Annotated in this window: 23 protein-coding genes and 1 other RNA gene; 11 read left to right on the top strand and 13 right to left on the bottom strand. The window is 57.6% G+C overall.

What is annotated here, in order from left to right; genetic code table 11:
• Window positions 1-9: 9 nt before the first annotated feature.
• From QVF59_RS11100 to QVF59_RS11090, 3 genes are all read right to left on the bottom strand, one after another.
• Complete coding sequence (locus QVF59_RS11100) at window positions 10-429, bottom strand: hypothetical protein (RefSeq protein ID WP_287879811.1); 420 nt, start codon at window positions 427-429, stop codon at window positions 10-12.
• 133 nt (window positions 430-562) lie between these two features.
• Complete coding sequence (locus QVF59_RS11095) at window positions 563-886, bottom strand: hypothetical protein (protein WP_287879808.1); 324 nt, start codon at window positions 884-886, stop codon at window positions 563-565.
• A gap of 65 nt (window positions 887-951) precedes the next feature.
• The gene (locus QVF59_RS11090; RefSeq protein ID WP_287879805.1) at window positions 952-1,779 is read right to left on the bottom strand and encodes a ferritin-like domain-containing protein; all 828 of its coding nucleotides are present in this window, start codon (window positions 1,777-1,779) and stop codon (window positions 952-954) included.
• Between the two features lie 179 nt (window positions 1,780-1,958).
• Between QVF59_RS11090 and fliW the strand changes: the two genes are divergently transcribed.
• Window positions 1,959-2,402 (top strand): flagellar assembly protein FliW, encoded by a 444-nt coding sequence (gene fliW, locus QVF59_RS11085; protein WP_159877905.1) that lies wholly within the window; start codon window positions 1,959-1,961, stop codon window positions 2,400-2,402.
• A gap of 43 nt (window positions 2,403-2,445) precedes the next feature.
• A complete protein-coding gene (locus tag QVF59_RS11080) occupies window positions 2,446-3,027 on the top strand; it encodes a DNA-3-methyladenine glycosylase I (protein WP_287879802.1) in 582 nt (193 codons plus the stop codon).
• A gap of 2 nt (window positions 3,028-3,029) precedes the next feature.
• Here the strand turns inward: QVF59_RS11080 and QVF59_RS11075 are convergent, their stop codons facing one another.
• The 3 genes from QVF59_RS11075 to argE form a co-directional block, all read right to left on the bottom strand.
• The gene (locus QVF59_RS11075) at window positions 3,030-3,287 is read right to left on the bottom strand and encodes a hypothetical protein (protein ID WP_159877909.1); all 258 of its coding nucleotides are present in this window, start codon (window positions 3,285-3,287) and stop codon (window positions 3,030-3,032) included.
• A 195-nt stretch (window positions 3,288-3,482) separates the two neighbouring features.
• Complete coding sequence (locus tag QVF59_RS11070; protein ID WP_287879798.1) at window positions 3,483-4,871, bottom strand: sodium-dependent transporter; 1,389 nt, start codon at window positions 4,869-4,871, stop codon at window positions 3,483-3,485.
• A 123-nt stretch (window positions 4,872-4,994) separates the two neighbouring features.
• A complete protein-coding gene (gene argE / locus QVF59_RS11065) occupies window positions 4,995-6,176 on the bottom strand; it encodes an acetylornithine deacetylase (RefSeq protein WP_287879795.1) in 1,182 nt (393 codons plus the stop codon).
• 177 nt (window positions 6,177-6,353) lie between these two features.
• Here argE and ffs point away from each other — a divergent pair.
• Both ffs and QVF59_RS11055 read left to right on the top strand, forming a co-directional pair.
• An RNA gene (gene ffs / locus QVF59_RS11060) (signal recognition particle sRNA small type) lies at window positions 6,354-6,452 on the top strand.
• 279 nt (window positions 6,453-6,731) lie between these two features.
• Entirely contained in the window at window positions 6,732-7,055 is a 324-nt protein-coding gene (locus QVF59_RS11055) for a helix-turn-helix domain-containing protein (protein ID WP_089085376.1), read from the top strand.
• Window positions 7,056-7,161: 106 nt separating this feature from the next.
• Here QVF59_RS11055 and QVF59_RS11050 read toward each other — a convergent pair whose 3' ends face one another.
• Window positions 7,162-7,611, bottom strand: a complete 450-nt coding sequence (locus QVF59_RS11050; RefSeq protein ID WP_089085375.1) for a universal stress protein — start codon at window positions 7,609-7,611, stop codon at window positions 7,162-7,164.
• Between the two features lie 118 nt (window positions 7,612-7,729).
• Between QVF59_RS11050 and QVF59_RS11045 the strand changes: the two genes are divergently transcribed.
• From QVF59_RS11045 to xerC, 4 genes are all read left to right on the top strand, one after another.
• Window positions 7,730-8,155 carry a thioesterase family protein gene (locus QVF59_RS11045; protein WP_287879791.1) on the top strand — a complete coding sequence of 142 codons (426 nt, stop codon included), beginning with the start codon at window positions 7,730-7,732 and terminating at the stop codon, window positions 8,153-8,155.
• Window positions 8,156-8,172: 17 nt separating this feature from the next.
• A complete protein-coding gene (locus QVF59_RS11040; protein ID WP_205677429.1) occupies window positions 8,173-8,586 on the top strand; it encodes a TerB family tellurite resistance protein in 414 nt (137 codons plus the stop codon).
• 116 nt (window positions 8,587-8,702) lie between these two features.
• Entirely contained in the window at window positions 8,703-9,554 is an 852-nt protein-coding gene (locus QVF59_RS11035) for an AAA family ATPase (protein WP_287879789.1), read from the top strand.
• Window positions 9,547-10,431: a tyrosine recombinase XerC gene (gene xerC / locus QVF59_RS11030; protein ID WP_240902481.1), complete on the top strand. Its 885-nt coding sequence runs from the start codon at window positions 9,547-9,549 to the stop codon at window positions 10,429-10,431. Before QVF59_RS11035 ends, xerC begins: the two co-directional genes overlap by 8 nt.
• Window positions 10,432-10,502: 71 nt before the next feature.
• Here xerC and QVF59_RS11025 read toward each other — a convergent pair whose 3' ends face one another.
• The 6 genes from QVF59_RS11025 to apaG all read right to left on the bottom strand — a co-directional run bounded on the left by QVF59_RS11025 (window position 10,503) and on the right by apaG (window position 18,026).
• Window positions 10,503-11,960 (bottom strand): aminoacyl-histidine dipeptidase, encoded by a 1,458-nt coding sequence (locus QVF59_RS11025; RefSeq protein ID WP_287879786.1) that lies wholly within the window; start codon window positions 11,958-11,960, stop codon window positions 10,503-10,505.
• 174 nt (window positions 11,961-12,134) lie between these two features.
• Window positions 12,135-12,920: an iron-containing redox enzyme family protein gene (locus tag QVF59_RS11020; protein WP_159877923.1), complete on the bottom strand. Its 786-nt coding sequence runs from the start codon at window positions 12,918-12,920 to the stop codon at window positions 12,135-12,137.
• 29 nt (window positions 12,921-12,949) lie between these two features.
• Entirely contained in the window at window positions 12,950-15,394 is a 2,445-nt protein-coding gene (locus tag QVF59_RS11015) for a putative bifunctional diguanylate cyclase/phosphodiesterase (protein WP_287879781.1), read from the bottom strand.
• 181 nt (window positions 15,395-15,575) lie between these two features.
• A complete protein-coding gene (locus QVF59_RS11010) occupies window positions 15,576-15,704 on the bottom strand; it encodes a hypothetical protein (RefSeq protein WP_276608553.1) in 129 nt (42 codons plus the stop codon).
• Window positions 15,705-15,738: 34 nt separating this feature from the next.
• Window positions 15,739-17,535 (bottom strand): ABCB family ABC transporter ATP-binding protein/permease, encoded by a 1,797-nt coding sequence (locus tag QVF59_RS11005; RefSeq protein WP_287879776.1) that lies wholly within the window; start codon window positions 17,533-17,535, stop codon window positions 15,739-15,741.
• A 110-nt stretch (window positions 17,536-17,645) separates the two neighbouring features.
• Complete coding sequence (gene apaG, locus QVF59_RS11000) at window positions 17,646-18,026, bottom strand: Co2+/Mg2+ efflux facilitator ApaG/CorD (RefSeq protein ID WP_159877929.1); 381 nt, start codon at window positions 18,024-18,026, stop codon at window positions 17,646-17,648.
• Window positions 18,027-18,132: 106 nt separating this feature from the next.
• On the opposite strand from apaG, the gene rpe reads away from it, so the two are divergent.
• From rpe to QVF59_RS10985, 3 genes are read left to right on the top strand one after another with little or no spacing between them, the layout of a single operon-like run.
• A complete protein-coding gene (rpe, locus tag QVF59_RS10995) occupies window positions 18,133-18,813 on the top strand; it encodes a ribulose-phosphate 3-epimerase (RefSeq protein ID WP_159877931.1) in 681 nt (226 codons plus the stop codon).
• On the top strand, window positions 18,813-19,583 hold the full coding sequence (locus QVF59_RS10990; RefSeq protein WP_240902482.1) for an SDR family NAD(P)-dependent oxidoreductase: 771 nt from the start codon (window positions 18,813-18,815) through the stop codon (window positions 19,581-19,583). Before rpe ends, QVF59_RS10990 begins: the two co-directional genes overlap by 1 nt.
• Window positions 19,584-19,597: 14 nt before the next feature.
• Window positions 19,598-20,263: a phosphoglycolate phosphatase gene (locus tag QVF59_RS10985; protein ID WP_287879771.1), complete on the top strand. Its 666-nt coding sequence runs from the start codon at window positions 19,598-19,600 to the stop codon at window positions 20,261-20,263.
• The last annotated feature ends 52 nt before the right edge of the window (window positions 20,264-20,315 follow it).

Here is a 20,315-nt window from a genome sequence, read left to right as displayed (position 1 = left end):
TTGGCTTTCTTAATGAGACAGACAGGCAATGGGCAGTGGCATGCGATCCGGTGGCACAAAAGCACGGCGCGATGCATCCTGGTTCAGCCTGTCATCCGAATAGTATTCGAGCAGAACGGCGCGGGCGTCCTGCAGGACATCGTCACACTGCACCAGGAAGGCTGGCCAATCCTCTACCAGCCCCGGCGTTTGCTGGGCACGGTGGTACAAAATGGACAAGAGCGACATGGTGACGGTGTGGTGGTATTTCTCGGCCGCCCCTTGTGCCATGGCATAACGGGACAATGCCCGCGCACAGCGTGCCGCAGCCTCTGCCGCCGGGTATTGCCGGCGATAGGCCCAGGCAGCGTACAAATGTGCCTGGTGGGTAAACTCGGATGCAGGCAGCGTACTGGATTCCAACTGACGCAAAAACGCCTGGTAGTCCATGAGTCGGGGTCTCCGAAAACTGTAAAAACAAAAAGGCCCCGCCGTATCAGGGGCCTTTTCTAATATGTTGCGGCGCGATTATGCGCCGCCTGCACCAGCACCGTCAAGCATTAAACCCAAGGAGCAGCCTGCATTAAATCCCTGTTTTCAATGCCATTTTTTGCTTCATGGTTTTTTGGCCAGCATCGCCAGCAGCAGAAGCTGCACCAGCAGCGACCACACCATCAACACCGCCCAGCACACGGTCAGCAACGGGTCCCGGGCAAAGCTCAGACCGCTCAACATCCCGGCGCTCAGCACAAAGGCCAAGGTAGCCGCCAAGAGGCACAACACCGCTTGCTTGCGCCGCATACGGATACGGCGAATGACATTCCACATCGTCGGTCTCCCTCATCATTATTTCCATCAGCGGCGCATGGCCAATCAATGCACATGACACCGCCAGGGCCAGGTACACCACCCATGGCCAGCGCAGGGTGCAGCACGCAGGCACAAGGCCGCCGCTGCGCTCACCAACGTCACTTAGCGTTGGGAGCTTGGCTGTTCTGGTTTGGCCTGCTGCAACCAGAGCAGCTCGGCTTCGGTAAATCCGGCGCAACGCCGGGCATCCAGATTGTAGCTGCCGCGATGGGCGGTCAGGTCATGCTTGGCCAGCAGATCACTGAAGGTGGCCACCGGGTCCAGCTGGCGCTCACGGCACAGCCAGTGAAACCAGTGATTGCCCACCTGCACATGGCCTATTTCATCCTGCAGGATAATGTCCAGAATGGCCACGCTGTCATGATCGCCAATATTCGCCAGCTTGCGTTTGAGCTCCGGGCTGGCATCCAGCCCGCGCGCCTCCAGCACACGCGGCACCAATGCCATGCGCACCAGCACATCGTGATCGGTATGGTGGCAGATATCCCACAGCCCGTTATGCGCCGGGAAATCACCATAGTTGTAGCCCAGTTGCTGCAGACGCTGCTGTAACAGCCGGAAGTGCCGGGCCTCTTCTGCGGCAATGCGCAGCCAGTCACCCACATAAGCATCCGGCATGTCGCGGAAGCGCCAGGCGGCATCCAAGGCCAGATTGACCGCATTGAATTCGATGTGGGCAATGGCGTGCAACATGGCCGGCTGCCCCAGTGGCGAGCCGGGACGCCGCCGCGGCACCTTGGTGGCATGCACCAGTTCCGGCCTTGGCGGGTGCCCCGCCACCGGCAAACGTGACAAAGGCGCATCCAGCCGTTGCAGCTGACCGCCCTGCCAGGCGGCATGAATGGCCTCGGCGGCCACCAGCTTGGCAGTCACGTCACAGCTGCACAGTGCGGCTTCGATTTGCGGATACAAGGAAGAAAGATTCATCATGGTGCAGCATTCTAACGGCTTGCACCGCTTTCAGGCGATCCGGTGCCCAATTGAGGGCAATATATGAATGCCACCAAGCAGCAGGGCGCTTCCCGCAAGCATGAAGCGTACAGCACAACGGCATCGTCGCCGACGCAGGCTTGATGCATAATGCTGGCATCTGCCACAGGGAGAACATCATGCTGTTTAATTCCAGCCAACTCGGCACCGTAGAAGTGGATGAAAGCACCATCATCAATTTTGCCCAAGGCATCCCGGCCCTGGAAAACTGCACCCAGTTCAAGCTGTTCCATAATGCGGATAGTGATAATCCATCGGTATTCTGGATGCAGTCGCTGAACGATGCAGGCATCACCCTGAGTGTGACCCACCCGGCCCAACTGGGTGTGCGCTACGAAGTGGAACTGAGCGATGAAGAAGTTTCCCGGCTGGAACTGAGCAAACCGGAAGACGCAGTCATTCTGGTACTGCTGTATCAGGAACAATCCGAGTCCGAATCCCATCCGGCATTGGGTGAGCTGAAAGCCAATATCCGCAACCCGCTGATCATCAACCTGGCCAGCCGTCAGGGCCTGCAAAAAACCGGCCTGTCCTGCGACATCCTGATGCACAACCTCGCCTGATCCCGCCCGGCCCGGCCATTGCCGGGCCATTCTGGAGCGCCGCATGCCCCAAGCCCCCCTGTCTCGCTGCCATTGGTGCGGCGACGACCCGCTGTATATTGCCTATCACGATGAAGAGTGGGGCCGCCCGCAGCACGATGAGCACAAGCTGTTCGAGATGCTGATTCTGGAAGGCGCACAAGCCGGCTTGTCGTGGATCACCATCCTGCGCAAGCGGGACGGCTATCGCCGAGCCTTTAACGGTTTTGATCCGGTAAAAGTGGCGCAGATGAGCGAGGAGGACGTGGAGCGCCTGATGCTGGACAGCGGCATCGTACGTAACCGGCTGAAAATACGCAGCGCCATCCGCAATGCCAAGGTATTCCTGCAGTTGCAGCAACAGCATGGCAGCTTTGACCAGTGGCTATGGTCGCACACTGACGGTTGCAGCCTGGTGAATCACTGGCAGTCACCTGCTGAATGCCCGGCCACGTCGGCACTATCGGATAACATCAGTCGGGAACTGAAAAAAGCAGGGATGAATTTTGTCGGCAGCACCGTAATCTATGCCTATCTTCAGGCAACCGGCGTGATCAACGACCATCTGCAGGGCTGCCACCAGCACCCGCACTACACGCCCGCCTGAAATCAGGCCTGACAGGTATCGAATACCACGGTGTGCAACAGGCCATCAGCCGAATGAAACGGGTGGGCGCTTACCAACTCGTCCTCCTGGCAGAATGCCATCATGCGCCAGCCATGAATCAGCTCGCGCACCTCCTCTTCCGACCACGGCCCTTCCTGACGATCCGGCACCAGTGCCGACAGTTCGCGGCACAAGGCATGCAGCCGGTCGGGCATGGCCAGTTGCTGTAAGGTAAAAATCAGGGGCTTGACCTGAGGCATGTATAGCCTTTCCCCGGAACGGGTATACGGTGAGCAGCCATCATTTCACGCTTTATTGATCAAATCCAGTTAAAAGACTATTCGTAAAAATCTTTTACTTCTGTCCGTGCAAAACTGCAACGCTGCCAATAAAAAAGGACCACCCGTCACGGATGGTCCTTTTGCGTGCCGTAAAGCTGGCAGACCGATGCAGGCTCAGAACAACTTCAAGCCCTTGAGCATCACCACCAGAATCAGCAGCGGTGACACAAAGCGCACCACCACCAGCAACACGCGCACCAGGCCCTCGTTGTGCAGCTGGCCTTCATTGGACAAGGCCGCCTTCAGGCGATCAAAGCCCCACACCCAGCCCACGAACAGGCACAGGAAAATACCACCCAGCGGCATCAGGATGTTGGAAGTAACGAAGTCGAACAGGTCGAACATGGTCATGCCAAACAGCTTGAAGTCAGCCATGGTGCTGTTGGACAAGGCACACGTCGCCCCGAACAGCGCCAGCACCAGCAGATTGATCACCGTGGCCTTGGGGCGGCTGATACCAAAGCGCTCGCTCAATACCGAAACCGGCACTTCCAGAATCGACAGCATGGCACCGGTAGAGGCAATGGCTGCCAAGATGAAGAAGGCCACCATGAACAGCTGCCCCATGGGCATGCTGGCAAATACCGCCGGAATGGTAATGAACAACAGCGAGGGGCCGGCTTCCGGCTTGAAACCGAAGGCAAACACCGCCGGGAAGATGGCGATGCCGGCCAGCATGGAAACAAACAGGTCGGCACACATCACCCGCAGGGTAGTGGCCGGAATGTTCTGATCATCGCGGAAGTAACTGCCATAAGTCATCATGGTGCCCATGCCAATGGACAGCTTGAAAAATGCCAGGCCCACAGCAGTCAGCACTACACCAGCGGTAATCTTGGAAAAATCCGGGGTAAACAGGAAGCTCACCCCCTGCATGGCACCCGGCAGCATCAGGCTGCGCACACCAATCACCACCAGCAACAAAAACAGCACCGGCATCAGCTTTTTGGTAACAGCCTCAATACCCTTGGCCACGCCCATCAGCAAAATGCCACCAATCAGCGCCAATACCAGCCATTGCCACAGCAGTGACTGCACTGGATCGGCAATCAGTTTGCCAAATGCCGATGAGGTTACTTGCGGATTACTGGACAAAATTCCACCACCGATAGCCTTGAACACATAGGCGAACACCCAGGCAGCGACTTCGGAATAGAAAGCCATGATCAGGAAAGCCGACAACACGCCAAAAGCGCTGATCAGCCACCACGGCTGGCCGGCAGGTGCCAGCTTCTTCAGTGCCGTCACCGCGTCGGACTTGGCCCGACGCCCCAGCATGATTTCGGAAATCATCACCGGCAGGCCCACCAGCAAGGTGGCGCAAACGTAGACGATAAGGAAACCGGCACCGCCATTGGTACCGGTCAGGTAGGGAAACTTCCAGATATTGCCAAGGCCTACGGCCGAGCCCAGCGTTGCTGCCAGCACACCGAAGCTGGAGGTAAAACCGTCACGCGCCTTGCCGGCACCTGCGGAGGCCGAGGATCTGCTGTCCTGTTTCATTTGCTCTCTCATCACGACAAAATTCAAGCCCACTCAAGCGATAACCTGAACGGGTGCCACGGATTCCGGGGTCACCGGAGCGGCGATTCTGAAGTGATTTGCCAGACCATGCAAAATTATTTGTCAGGCCGGATCCTGCACGCGACACAACTCGTCAGTCAGCCGGGCCAGCCAGTCAAAACAGGCAAGCAGTTGACTCTCCTCAATAAATTCATCCGGGCGATGTGCCTGCTCGATAGAACCCGGCCCCAGCACCACGCAAGGTATTCCGGCAGCATGGAAGACACCGGCTTCCGTGGTGTAGGCAACACCATCACCGCCGTGGCAGGCGCACAGCTTTTCCACATAATGCAGTACCTCGCTGTCCGGCGTGGCCTCAAAGGCCGGGCAGTACACGTGAGGGGCGATGCTGATATCGGCTTCGGCAGCCACCTGGCGCATTTCCAGCAGCAGATTATCGGCATAATCCCGCACCGAATCGACAAAGCGTTGCGGATCATCTCCGGGCAGCCAGCGGCATTCAAAAGTGAACTCGCAATCCTTGGGGACGATATTGTTGGCGGTACCGCCGTGAATGGTGCCGGTTTGCAGCGTGGTAAACGGCACATCATATAAAGGCTGGTGGTGACCGAAGGAAGCCTCGGTATCCGCCAGCCTGCGCACATGGGTAATCAGCCGCGCGGCGTATTCGATGGCATTGACCCCTTGCGGCGTCAGCGATGAATGCGCGGCCCGCCCCTGTACATGGCAGTGATAGTGGGCAATGCCCTTGTGCGCAATCACCGGTCGCATCGAAGTAGGCTCACCGATAATGCAACCAGCCACAGCCACCTTGTCCTGCAGCAGGCCATCTATCAAGCGCGGCACACCCAGACAGCCGACTTCTTCATCATAAGACAGCGCAATGCCTAAGCCCTGTCGCAAACGCCCCTGCCCCGCCAGCGCAACCCAGTGCGGCACATGAGACAACACGCAGGCAATAAAGCCCTTCATGTCCGCAGAGCCCCGTCCATACCAGCGGCCATCACCCTTGTCGGTCAGCTCGAACGGTGGCGACGTCCACGCCTGGCCATCAACCGGCACCACATCGGTATGGCCCGACAGCAACAGCAGAGGCTGATCAGCAGAGCCGATACGGGCAAACAGATTGGCCTTGCTTCCTTCGTCATTCAGCGTGAGCTGGCATGACACGCCGTAAGCAGCAAGGTACTGCTTGACCCAGTCGATCAGCTCCAGATTGGAATGGCGGCTGGTGGTATCGAACGCCACCAGCGTACGCAGCAGGGAAAGGTAGGAAGAAGACATGGCGCAATCCTGTAGACAAATGCGGTATAAGGCGAAGTCTGCCCCGACTGCCTGGCAGACGGCAATATGCCGTACACAAAAATGCGGGTGCACGTACCTCATCGGGCCTGAACGGCGATGCCGGCATATCCCGCTTGGCAAACAGAATGAAACCCGCTATTATTCGCACTCTTCTACGGCGGGTCTCCTCGCATTGTACGGTAGCAAACCTGGTCAGGTCCGGAAGGAAGCAGCCATATTTACTTAGTGCAAGTGCCGAGGGTCAGGCTCGCCACCCCCCCCCCCCCCTCTTAGCTTTTCCATCATCTGTGTACATGTTTACTACTTGCAGCTACCATTTTTCGGCCAAATGGGGTTCATTCCATTGTATTCATAGATAAGAATACGCTAACATAGCAGTCATGCGTGTGTAATCCATCATGGAACTTAATGATTTTTTTCAAATCTGATTATTCCTTATGGATTTTCTTTGCTATTTTTAGGACATAGGGCAGTGTCCTAAGCCAAAACAATAATTCAATACAATACTGTTTAGCCTTTTAAGAGGAACAACCCATGAAACTCTTTGAAAAAATCACCAATCCGCGTGAAATCCGTCGCAAGCTCGGCCTCAACCAGCAGGAATTCTGGAGCCGCATCGGCGTAACCCAGTCTGGCGGCTCCCGCTATGAAAGCGGTCGCAACATGCCCAAGCCAGTACGCGAACTGCTGCGTCTGGTTCACGTCGAGCAGATCGACCTGTCCAAGGTACGCCGCGAAGACTTCGAAATCGTCGAGTATCTGAAGGAAACCCACCCTGACCTGTACAAGAGCCTGCGCAAGGCAGTACGTGCCAAGATGGAAGCCCAGGAAGGCAGCAGCGAAGCCACCGCAAGCTGATTGTCCTTTTGTGGGCCTGAGGGCAGCAGCGCTCATCATGCATGGCGAGCGCTGCTGCCCTTTACTCATACCTGCCCGACTGCCAGCACAGACCGGGCCACCCGGTTTACTCGCCGGCGTTACGCACCAGCAACACCGGTACATCTGCCTGCTTGAGCAGTCCCTCGGCGACACTACCCATCAGGATGTGCATCAAACCGCTCCAGCCGTGGGTTCCCATCACCACCAGGTCCGCACCCCAACTATTGGCATCATCCAGCAGCACCGAGGCAATCTTGTCGCCCCAACTTTCCAGAATCTTCACTTCCGGAGTCAGCCCCGCAGCCACCGCCTGCGCCTGAGCCTGTCCCAACACCTGCTCGCCAGCCTGCTTGATGGACTTTTGCAGTTCTGCCGCATCCAGGAATTCGGTACCGCCCCAGCCAAACTGGGCCAGATCCACCACGTGCACCAGCCGGATGGTGCTGTTCATGCTCTTGGCCAGCCGACATGCTTCAGCCAGTGCAAGGTTGGAAGTGTCGCTGTCATCCACCGGCACGAAAATGCGTTGGTACATAACCCTCTCCTTGTGTGTGTTGCTACTATGCATTCAGTCTATCAAACCATGCCTGCCAGCGGTTGATACAGATTAAGACAGTCGATTAGACTGAAAGTCATTTTATTCAGGTGAAATCATGGCCCGTATCAAGATTGCCCTTCCCGATCAGTTCATCTATCAGACCAGCATGGACGTCCGCATCGGCGATATCAACTACGGCGGCCACATGGCCAACGATGCCATTTTGCGGCTGGCACACGAAGCGCGCTTGCGCTGGCTCAAGAGCATGGGCTACAGCGAACTGGATGTCGAGGGTGTTGGCATTATCATGGCAGATGCTGCGGTAATGTACCGGGCCGAGGCCTTTCATGGCGACAGTCTGCTATTCAAGCTGGGTGTATGCGACTCCAACAAATATGGGCTGGATATCGTCTACCAGGCAATCGATGGCAACAGCGGCAAAGAAGTGGCAAGATTAAAGACGGGAATCGTCTTTTTCGACTACCAGACCCGCCAGGTGGCAGTCATGCCACCGGCCTTCGTCACAAGACTCAATCAATAACAACAGGGGATTCCGTGATGCGTCCATATCCAATCAACAGTCCACAGGCTATTGCCCGTTTGCTGGCAATGTTCATGATTTCCGATGGCAATATGGATCCGCGCGAGCTGGACTTGCTGGAAGACGTCAACGTCTACGACCTCATCAACCTGCCTCGCAAACAGTTTGCCCAGGTCCTGGTCGACTACTGTGACGACATTTCGGATGAAGCAGAACAGGATGGCACCATCCATCTGCTGGACACCGACCGCATCGAAGCCATGCTGGCGGAAGTTACCGACCCGAACAAACGCATTCTCACCTGCGTGCTGGCCATGGATATCAGCAAGTCCGATGGCACTATCAGCGATCCGGAAATCGTCCTGCTGCGCCACATGATGAAAGAGTGGAATATCAGCCTGGAAGACCTGGAACGCCAGTTCGTGCGCTAAAACCACAGGCTCCGGATTCACGGCACGAGGGCTGTGAACCATGCTCCCGGCAGTATGAAAGCCGCCCCGGCTGCCCGCGGCGGCTTTAGTATTTGATAACAACAGGGCTAACCCACATGAACACACGCTTTAGCGGCAGCACACACTACGTTGCCACCGACGACCTGATGGTGGCAGTGAATGCCGCCATTACCCTGCAGCGCCCGCTACTGGTCAAGGGCGAACCCGGTACCGGCAAGACCATGCTGGCCGAAGAAATCGCCGCCAGCCTGGGACGCCAGTTGATCATCTGGCCGATCAAGTCCACCACCAAGGCCCAACACGGCCTGTATGAATACGATGCGGTATCGCGCCTGCGCGATTCGCAACTGGGCGATGCCAAAGTCCATGACATCAGCAACTACATCATCAAGGGTCAGTTGTGGCAGGCATTCGAGGCGGATACCGCACCGGTGCTGCTGATTGATGAAATCGACAAGGCCGATATCGAATTCCCCAACGACCTGCTGCGCGAGCTGGACCAGATGGAATTCTTCGTGCACGAAACCCAGCAGTTCGTGCGCGCCAGACAGCGCCCCATCATCATCATTACCTCGAACAATGAAAAGGAGCTGCCGGACGCCTTTCTGCGCCGCTGCTTCTTCCACTACATCCGCTTCCCGGAGCGGGAAACCATGCAGGCCATCATCGACGTGCACTACCCCGGCTTGCAACAGCAACTGGTGGCGCAGGCACTGGAAGTATTCTTTGCCATCCGCGAATTGCCGGGGCTGAAAAAGAAACCCACTACTTCGGAACTGCTGGACTGGCTAAAGCTACTGGGTAGCGAAGGCATAGACAGCGATGAGTTGGCACAAGGTCACGGCAATGCCAGCCTGCCACCTCTGGCCGGGGCATTGCTGAAAAACGAGCAGGACATCTCCTTGTTCGAACGACTGGCCAATATGGCCAGACTGCGCCGTGGCTGAAACATCCGACCTGCTACAAGGCTTTGCCGCCCAACTGCGCTTGCAGGGCAAGAGCCCGCACACACAGGACGCTTACCTGCGCGACCTGCAAGGGCTGCAAAGCCTGCTGGGTGAGCGTGACTGGCTGCACGTCAGGCCAGACGACATCCGCAAGGCCATGGCTACCCTGCACGCACGCGGCATGGGCAGCCGCAGCCTGGCACGTAAGCTGTCATCCTGGCGTCAGTTTTACGACTGGCTGTTGCGCGAGCAACAGCTTGATGCCAACCCCTGCCTGGGCTTGCGTGCCCCCAAGCAGGACAAACCACTGCCCAAGGCACTGCCCGTTGACGGCACCGCAGCGCTGCTGGAACACATTCCACCCGAAGACATGCTCAGTCTACGTGACCGGGCCTTGTTCGAGCTGATGTATTCCTCTGGACTGCGTCTATCGGAAGCCGTAGCACTTAATCTGGCCGATATGGATTTGTCCGAGCAACTGGTACGGGTACACGGCAAGGGCAACAAAACGCGGCTACTCCCCATCGGCCGCACTGCGCGGGAATACCTGCAGCAATGGCTGCAGGAAAGAGCTGCCGAAACAGGCTGCCAGGCGGTATTTGTCGGTCAGCACGGCAAGCGTCTTGGTGCCAGACAGGTACAGAAACGGCTAGCCGAATGGGCGATCCGCACCGGCATGGACAGGCATGTCCACCCGCACATGCTGCGCCACTCGTTTGCTACCCACCTGTTGCAATCATCCGGCGACCTGCGGGCGGTACAAGAGCTACTGGGGCACGCTAATCTGTCCACCACCCAGATCTACACCGCGCTGGACTTCCAGCATCTGGCCAAGGTGTACGATGCCGCCCACCCCCGCGCCCGCAAGAAAGATTGACCCCGACCTGATGCCAGCAACAAAAAAGCGCCGGCTGCTGCCGGCGCCGTTGTATACATGCCCAACCCCGCTCAAGCGCGGCGTGGCACTGCAGCCAGCACGGCCTTGAGCAGTTGCCAGGCCTTGTCAACCGAGGCCAGCTCCACCCGCTCGCCCGGCGCATGGGCACCACGAATGGTCGGTCCGAAGGAAACCATGTCCATGGCGGGATATTTGGCACCGATGATGCCGCACTCCAGTCCGGCATGAATCACCTGCACGCCGGACTTGCCACCGAACTCCTGGGTATAAACCTGCTGGAACAAGGCCAGCAACGGCGACTGCGGATTGGGTGCCCAGCCCGGGTAGCCGCCTTCCATTTCCACGGCAAAACCGGCCAGGCCAAACAAGCTTTCAACTTCCCGCGCCAGCATCCAGGTGCCGGAATCCAGCAGTGAACGCACCATCAGGTTGGCAAATACCTTGCCATTTTCCACCCGCACCACGCCCAGATTGTTCGAGGTTTCCACCACACCGCTGACCCGCTGGCTCATGCGTTTGACCCCGTGCGGGGCGGCATGCAAGGCCGCCAGGATGGCAGCCTGATCAGCAGCATCCAGCACGACATCGGCACTGCACACCTCGGCCACCACGGTGATACCCTCGTCCACACCGGCCAGTTCGAAACGCAGCAAGGACTGGAAGGCATCCAGCTTGGCCGCCAGCAGGTCTGCATCCGCGGCCGGATAGGCCACTACGGCAACCGCTTCCCGCGACAAGGCATTACGGGCGGTACCGCCGACAAAAGACACCAGGCGCAGATCGGTTTCGGCTTCCAGTTCACGCAGCAAACGTACCAGCAGCTTGTTGGCATTGCCGCGGCCAAGATGAATGTCAGCCCCGGAATGCCCGCCCTTCAGCCCACGGATGAACAGGGATACCGCCTGATAGCCGGCTGGCAGCGCAACGGTAGCGTAGCTGCGTGTGACGTTGACATCCACGCCACCGGCACAGCCCATGTAAAACTCGCCCCATTCTTCGGTATCGATATTGATCATCATGCTGCCTTGCAACAGCCCTGGCTCCAGACCCAGTGCACCGCCCATGCCGGCCTCTTCGTCCAGCGTCATCAGCACTTCCACCGGGCCATGCGCAATATCGTCGCTGGCCAGCACGGCCAGGCCCATGGCAACGCCGATACCGTTATCGGCACCGAGGGTGGTGTTCTCCGCCACCAGCCAGCCATCCTGCAATACCGGGCGGATCGGGTCTTTGAAGAAATCGTGCTCGGTGCCGGTATTGGCCTGACATACCATATCCAGATGCCCCTGCAATACCACGCCGACGCGATCTTCCAGACCGGGCGTTGCCGCTTTGCGTACGATCAGGTTGCCCGCGGCGTCCACCACGGTTTGCAAACCGCGCAACTCGGCCCAGCCCTTGAGATAGTCGCGCAATTGCTGTTCGTGCTTGGAAGGACGGGGAATGTCGCACAGGGTCTGGAAATGCTCCCAAACGGCCTGCGGCTGAAGCTCGGCGATGTTAACCACAATATATCCTTTGACATGACATGCTGACGGGCATCTTTTGCGCCGCCATCGATGGAGCGTAGCAGAGACTATCAATGACAGCCCTGTTTTGTACACAATCGACTTTATCATGCACACGCCGCCCGGTCATGCGGCATTGCACTAGCCAGGCGCTGTCCTGCCACTGGCTACAAATCAGGCAGGCATCAGCAATGGGGCATTAACCAGCGGTACAGCCGAGCGCATATAGTGATCCAGCAGCATCCGCATGAACTGATGGCTCTTGCAGATGGCATGGCGCAACTGGCTGATGGTTTCTACCGATGGATGTGGTCCTACCAGGGTGACGATGATTTCCAGTGCCTCCCAGGGATGGGCATCGTCATATCTGGCATGCAGCTTCAGCCACTTCATGGCCTTGGTGCGCACCGCATCACCAAACTGGTTTGCATAATGCGGTTTGGCACACACCCTGGCCGACCACTCACCGGTCGCCCCTTCGATGGCGTAGTTGGTTGCTGCCATGGCCACGGCCAGCGTATCCCGGTCGCACACCTGCCAGCACCACTGGCTCAGGCACAGGGTTTCCAGCGCCTGTGTGCCATGCACCATGGCAGGAACATCTACCCCAGATTCAGCCGCCCAGTTGACCCAGTGATCGGCATGGTTCTGTTCTACCCGGATATTGCGGATCAGATAGCGGCGTGCCATATCTTGCCCCAGCCCTTGGCCATAGCGGATTTTAAGCAGATTCATAGCCATGTATTGCGGAAACTGCTCAATCACCGGCCAACCACCGGACAGAAAGGCCTTGTGTGTTACATGATCAAGTCGGGCTTCCTGCATCCGGGTAAACAATTCGTGCTCCACCACCGCGCTTTTATAACGGTCGCAATAGTGGACCAACTCCTGCGTCCAGGCTGGATAACTGCAAACATCCATCAGCGGACCGGTGCGGACAAATTGCTGCTGGTCTGACATGCTTTCATTCTTTCCTGAAAAGGTCCGTATCAATTGCGGTCGGGCCAGCGGTATACGGCGGATTCTGACTGGCCATGAGCAGGATAAACAAAGGGTTGCGGCTCGCCAATATAATAGCCCTGCGCATAATCCACGCCGATCTCCTGCAATGCAGCAAGTATTTCCGGGGCACTGACAAACTCTGCAATCGTCTTTTTTCCGGTCACATGTCCGATATGGTTGATCATTTCTACCATGGCCCGGTCCACCGAATCATTCACCATGTCCTTGACGAAACTGCCATCAATTTTCAGGTAATCCACCGGCAGATGCTTGAGATAGACAAAAGAGGACATGCCGGCACCAAAGTCATCCAGTGAAAAATGGCAGCCCAGGCCCTTGAGCTCGCTGATAAAACGTGTGGCCTGCTGCAGATTGGAAATGGCACTGGTTTCCGTGACTTCAAAGCAGATCATCCCCGGTGCAATGGCATAGCTGACAAACTGCCGACGGATGAAATCAAGGAAATTGTCATCGCACAACGTGGCACCGGACAAGTTGATGGCACATAGCGAGATTGAATGATCGCCCTGCTCCTGACGCTGCCACAAAGTTTCAAACGCCAGACGCACCACGATGCGGTCGATGTCGGGCATCAAGCCAAAGCGCTCGGCGGCGGGAATGAATGCACCAGGCAGGATGATGCTATCGGCCTCATCCCGTAAACGCAGCAGCACCTCGACATGCCGTCCGCTCTTTTTCCCTTCATGCAGCAAGGGGATGATGTCCTGGCTGTACAGACAGAAACGCTCCTCCTCCATGGCTGAACGCAAGCGCTGCACCCAGGCCATTTCTACCGAACGGACTGCCAGCTCAGTATCTTTCGAACTGTATAACTGAATGCGATTGCGGCCTTTTTCCTTTGCCATGTAACAGGCAATGTCCGCTGCCTGCATGGCCTCGGCCAGCGTAGCACCCGGCTCGCCCAGAAACACCAGACCAATACTGGTGCTGATGGAAAAGGGAATCCCCTCCCACTGGAAACCTGCCAGTTGTACTGCACGGCGCAGGCGATCGGCCTTGTCCAGCGCAGTATCGATACGGCAGTCCTCCAGCAAGACCCCGAACTCATCTCCACCCAGCCTGGCCAACACATCGGACAAGCCCAACTGCTCCTGCAGCACGCGGCAAACCTGGCGCAGCAACTCATCTCCTGCAGCATGGCCGTTGGTGTCATTGACCAGTTTGAATTGGTCCAGATCGACAAACAGCAACGCATGCGAGGTATCAGTCACCATCAGCCGGCTCAGGGCGCGCGTTACGCGCTGTTCAAACTCACGCCGGTTGTACAGCCCGGTCAATGCATCGTGTGCGGCCTGCCAGGAAAGATGGTTGATGTATTGCTGCTCGATGGACTTGTCATGCAGTACCAGTACCAGGCCATCCACTACGCCCTGCGCATCACGAATGGGCGAAGCCACCAGCGAAACCATATGGCTGCTGCCATCTATGCCTTGCAGTCGCAAACTGGGGAAAGTCTGCTTGCTTTCGCAGTGGGCACGCAGCTGACTGGTGGTGACCAGATCCATACTGCTGCCGGACAGGTCAATCATGGAGAAGACATCTTCAAAATAGCGACCCAACACTTGCTGGCCACCGCCAAGCAGGTGCTGGGCCACTGCATTGAGGTAACCGAGCTGGCCGGACAGATCGATGGTAATCACCGCATCGCCAATGGCATTAAGGGTGGTTTCCACGCGGTCCTTCTCAGCATTGAGTTCAGCCTGAAAGCGGGCCGACTGACGCAGCAGCGCCCGTACTTGTCGCACCGTCAGCAGCAACAGGGCCGAGCCTGCCAGCAGATTCAGCCACAGCAACAAGGTGGTGGCAAAACGCGAGCCCTCACCCAGCACTTCGGAAAATGCTCGTGCCGGCGGCTTGAGTTCCTCATTGATCTCGACAATGCGTCGCCTGAGCACCTGAAGCTCATCGTCGCTGATGTAGCCATGATTGAAACCGCTGTGCAGCCGCTCGGCAATGGCTGATGTTTCCGCCACGTAGCGGTCGCCTATTTCCCAGTAATGAATGGCCTGGCTCAGATAGCTGATGTGCCGGAACCACAAGAAAGCCGCCATGACATTGTCGATATCATCCGGATGATTGCCCCCTTGCAGCAGTCCGGCGCGTGCCAGTTCCAAATCGGGTGATGCGCGATCCAGCGCCAGCCGCGCCTGACGGTCGCCCAACTGGATGGCAATGGCTGACTTGTAAGCATGGAAATCCTGCTCGGAACGACTAGCGGCATAGCGCGAGAGATAGTAGATGGCATCTTTCTGCGCCTTGGACCACAACCCTTCACCACCCACGTAGGCGCGGATGGTAGACAGGACATTCAGACTGAACACACTTACCAGCAGCAAGGCCGCGACAATCGTTACAAAGGGCCAGACCACCCGGATCAGCTTGCGGCTGCCATACGCGCTCATCGCAGACATTAAGCTCCCTTGCTATGTTTTCCCAGGTATGCGGTTGCCATGACAGCTGATCCTCACTGACAGCAGGCCCTGCACCAACAATGCCGCCAGCCCTGGCCGCACAGCCGGTTTCAGTTAGCTTGCGCGATCAAGTGATTGCGATCATCTATCAATCTTATTTGAATGTCTATTAAACAAACTGTCAATGCCAAAGTAATTTCATTCGGCATATCGCTCTTTGGGTATAGCCTTCTTTGCCAGTGCTGACCGGCTGATTTGCAGATACTGCCGCTGGCAATAAAAAAGCTGCCAACGGCAGCTTTGCGTTCATGGATATGTCCATCGCCGGCGCACGCCAGCCCAGTTCAGGCCTGCACCTCCTCGCCGTCCTGCTGCTCCTGCTGCAACCGCCACATCTCGGCATAGCGACCACCTTGCTCCAGCAACGCACGGTGAGTACCACGCTCCAGCACGTGGCCGGCATCCATCACGATGATCTGGTCGGCATCTACAATGGTGGACAGCCGATGCGCAATAATCAGTGTGGTCCGGTTGGCCGAGATGCTTGCCAACTCGTGCTGAATCGCCTTTTCCGTGCGGGAATCCAGTGCACTGGTTGCTTCATCGAAAACCAGGATGGGCGGATTTTTCAGTACGGTACGGGCAATCGCCACCCGCTGCTTTTCACCGCCAGACAATTTCAGACCACGCTCCCCCACCTGGGTGTCATAGCCATCGGGCAGACTCATCACAAAGTCATGGATGTGTGCAGAACGGGCAGCCTCCATGACTTCGTCCCGGCTGGCTCCTGGGCGTCCATACGCAATGTTGTAGTAGATGCTGTCATTGAACAGCACCGTATCCTGCGGCACGATGCCGATGTGCGCGCGCAGACTGTCCTGGGTAAGCTGGCGGATGTCGCGGCCATTGATGCTGATGCTGCCACGGGACACATCGTAAAAGCGGAACAACAAGCGCGACAGGGTTGATTTGCCGGCCCCGCTGGCACCAACCACAGCCAAAGAGCTACCCGCAGGAATCTCGAAATCCAGCCCGTGCAGAATGGTGCGTTTGTCATCATAGGCAAATTCGACATCGGTAAAGCGGATTCCGGCCTGCCGGGTATCCAGTGCCACAGCACCGGCGGCGTCGTCCACTTCCTGGTGGGTGGAAAGCAGACCGAACATGCGCTCGATATCTGCCAGCGAATGCTTGATTTCGCGATAGATAAAACCAAGGAAATTCAGCGGGGTATAAAGCTGGGTGATGAAGGTGGCCACCAGCACCACATCACCCACCGTCATTTTGTGCTGCACCACGCTGTTGGCTGCCAGCACCATGATAAGGGTGACACCGCTGGCAATGATGACACCCTGGCCGGCGTTAAGCATGGACAGGGACACCTGGTTCTTGATGGCAGAAGCCTCCCAGGCCGCCAGGTTGCGGTCATAGCGGGCGGCCTCGTACTGCTCATTATTGAAGTACTTCACGGTTTCGTAATTGATCAGCGCATCGATAGCCTTGGCATTGGCGCGCGAGTCCAGATCATTCATGCTGCGACGGAATACCGTACGCCATTCGGTCACCACCAGGGTGAACACGATATAGATGGCAATGGTGCCCAGCGTGACCGCAGCAAACACCCAGGCATAGCGACTGAACAAAATGACCGACACCATGCCGATTTCCAGTAGTGTCGGCAGAATATTGAACACCATGAAATTCAGCAGAAAGCCTATGCCCTTGGTCCCGCGCTCGATATCCCGGCTCATGCCGCCGGTCTGGCGGTCCAGATGAAAACGCAGCGACAGGCGGAGCAGATGCTGGAACACGCCGCGCGCCACGCTGCGTACCGCCCCCTGAATGACGCGGGCAAACACAGCATCGCGCAATTCGCCCAGCACGCTAGATGTCAGCCGGGCCACACCATACCCCACCAGCGCCATCACTGGCACGGCCAGGAGTGTGGCCGGAACAGACAGGCGGTCGACAATATCCTTGAGATAAAGTGGTACGGTAACCGCAGCCACCTTGGCCAGAATCATGCAGCTCAGGGCCAGCAGCACCCTGCCCTTGAACGCCCACAGATACGGCAGCAGCGTTCTGAGGGTTTGCAGGTCGTTACGGTTTGCGGGCGCGGGGCCGCTATGGGTAAAACGCATGAAGACTACCTGTCGGGTGGCCAGCCGCAGCCAGCACAAGATTGGGCACACCCCGCATACCGTACCGGAACTGGCGGGGTGAGAGCGTGGCAGTGCCGGGTTGGCACCACTTAATGCAATACGCGCGGTGCAACCAGCGTCATTTCCGGAATGGCGACATCAAAACGCTTGCCGTCATCCGCCAGCATCTGGTAACTGCCCCGCATCGAGCCATAAGGTGTTTTCAGATGAGTAGCGCTGCTGTATTCGAAAGTCTGGCCGGGCTCCAGCCGCGGCTGCTCACCCACCACGCCCATGCCGCGCACTTCCTGCTCCTGATTGTTGGCATCGGCAATGATCCAGTGACGGCTGATCAGTTGGGCGGCTTCGTTACCGGTATTGGTCAGACGAATGCGATAACCGAACACATAAACGTCGGTCGCCACATTGGATTGTTCGGCGATGTAGTGTGGTTCGGCTTCTACTTCAATCTGGTAGATTTTGTCTGCCATGCTGTTTTCCTTGTGCTGGTGTGCTGCATTTTATCGCGCTCGGTCGTGCTGGCGCGGTAGAATAAGCGCCTATTTTATGACTCCATCCGTGTTTGCAAGGTAGACCATGCGCGACTTCCGTATTGCCCCCAGCCTCCTATCCGCCGATTTTGCCTGTCTGGGCCAGGAGGTGCGCGACGTCATCGCCGCCGGAGCCGACATCATTCACTTTGATGTCATGGACAACCATTATGTCCCTAATCTGACCGTAGGCCCCCTGGTATGTGAAGCCATCCGCCCGCATACGCAAGCCCCCATCGACGTACACCTGATGGTCAAGCCGGTGGACAGCCTGGTGCCGATGTTTGCCAAGGCCGGTGCCGATATCATCACCTTCCATCCGGAAGCCTCCGAACATATCGACCGTACCCTTGGCCTGATCAAGGAATCCGGCTGCAAGGCTGGCCTGGTATTCAACCCGGCTACCCCGCTGTCCTATCTGGATCACGTGATGGACAAGATCGACATGGTGCTGATCATGTCGGTGAATCCGGGTTTTGGCGGCCAGTCCTTCATTCCGCATGCGCTGGAGAAAGTGCGCGCCGCGCGCCAGCGCATCGATGAGTATACCGCCAAGCATGGCGGAGAAATCTGGCTGGAAGTGGATGGCGGCGTAAAAGTGGACAATATCGCCGCCGTAGCTGCCGCAGGTGCCGATACCTTCGTCGCCGGTTCGGCCATTTATGGTCAGCCCGACTATCAGGCCGTGATTGCCGCCATGCGCACCGAACTGGCCAAGGTAGCCTGATGCGGGCCGCCATTGTTACCGGCGCATCGCGCGGCCTGGGTCTTGCGCTGTGCGCCGAACTACTGCAACGCGGTTTCGTGGTGATCGGCCTGGCACGACAGCACAGCGATGCCTTGCAGCAACTGGCGGCACAGCATGCAGGCCATCTGCACTTCCTGCAGGCAGACATGGCAGACAGCGCAACCCTGCAAGGCCTGATGGATGAGTCGCTGCAACTGCTTCCCCTGCACGACGTGCGGCAATTGCTGCTGATCAACAATGCCGGTGTCGTCACGCCGATTGCTACCGCCGGCTTCTACCCGGCAGCCGAACTGAGCCAGGCCATTGCCATCAACCTGACGGCCCCCATGCTGCTGACCGATGCCCTACTGCGCCTTGACGACGAACCGGATTGCGAGCTGCGTATCGCCTGCATTTCCTCTGGCGCAGCCATCAAGGCATATCCGGGCTGGGGTGTTTACGGCAGCAGCAAGGCCGGGCTGGACCACTTCTGCCGGCATGTCGCCCAAGAGCAATTGGCCCGTGCAAATCCGGCCCGCATCGCAGCCATCTACCCCGGTGTTGTCGATACCGACATGCAAGCCAGCATCCGCAGCAGCGATCCTCAACAATTCCCCAACCGCGAACGCTTTGATGCCCTAAAGCGTGAGGGCGGACTCAGCAGCCCGCCACAGGCCGCCCGCAAGATTGCCGATCATCTGCTCAGTGCAGAATTCGGCATGGAAACCGTCATCGACATCCGGCAACTGCCGGACACCGCACAACACTGAATACTGCCTGTCCCATGAATCTGAAACATATCAAAGCCGTTGCCTTCGACCTGGATGGCACCCTGGTTGACTCCATTCCCGACCTCGCCGCCGCTGCCAATGCCATGCGCCAGCATCTGGGCCTGCCAGCCCTGGAAAACATGCGCATCCAGGAACATGTTGGCGACGGCATTGCCAGCCTGGTGCACCGCGCCATCACCGACGAACGCCACGGTCAGGCCGATGCCGCTGTCTGGGAACAGGGCTTCAACTTTTTTGTTCGCTACTATCATGCGCATCTCACCGACAACACCAGCGTCTATCCGGGCGTGCGTGATGGCCTGGGCCTGCTGCGCGCCTTGCAGCTACCAGTGGCAGTGGTGACCAACAAATCGGAATACCTGGCCGTACCCCTGCTGGAACAACTTGATTTGCGTGAAGCCTTCAGCCTGGTAATCGGTGGTGACACCCTGGCCGAGAAAAAACCTTCCGCCCTGCCCTTACAGCATGTTTGCGATGTGCTGGGCATACAGACCAGCGAACTGGCGATGGTTGGCGATTCGGAAAACGACATCCTGTCCGCCCGTGCTGCAGGTGCCGTGGCCATCGCGGTCAATTACGGCTATGCCGATGCCAGCCAGCTACAGGCGGATCTGGTAATCGACAACCTTGCCGAACTGTACGATTTGATGAAAAAATAAGGCCCACAACTTCATTCCATATGGATCAACCCTGCATCATGACTTTCCTGCC

Source organism: Aquitalea sp., assembly GCF_030150775.1.
GTDB lineage: Bacteria > Pseudomonadota > Gammaproteobacteria > Burkholderiales > Chromobacteriaceae > Aquitalea > Aquitalea denitrificans.
The sequence above is the reverse complement of the archived record's forward strand: the minus strand, read 5'-3'. Positions and strand labels throughout refer to the sequence as shown.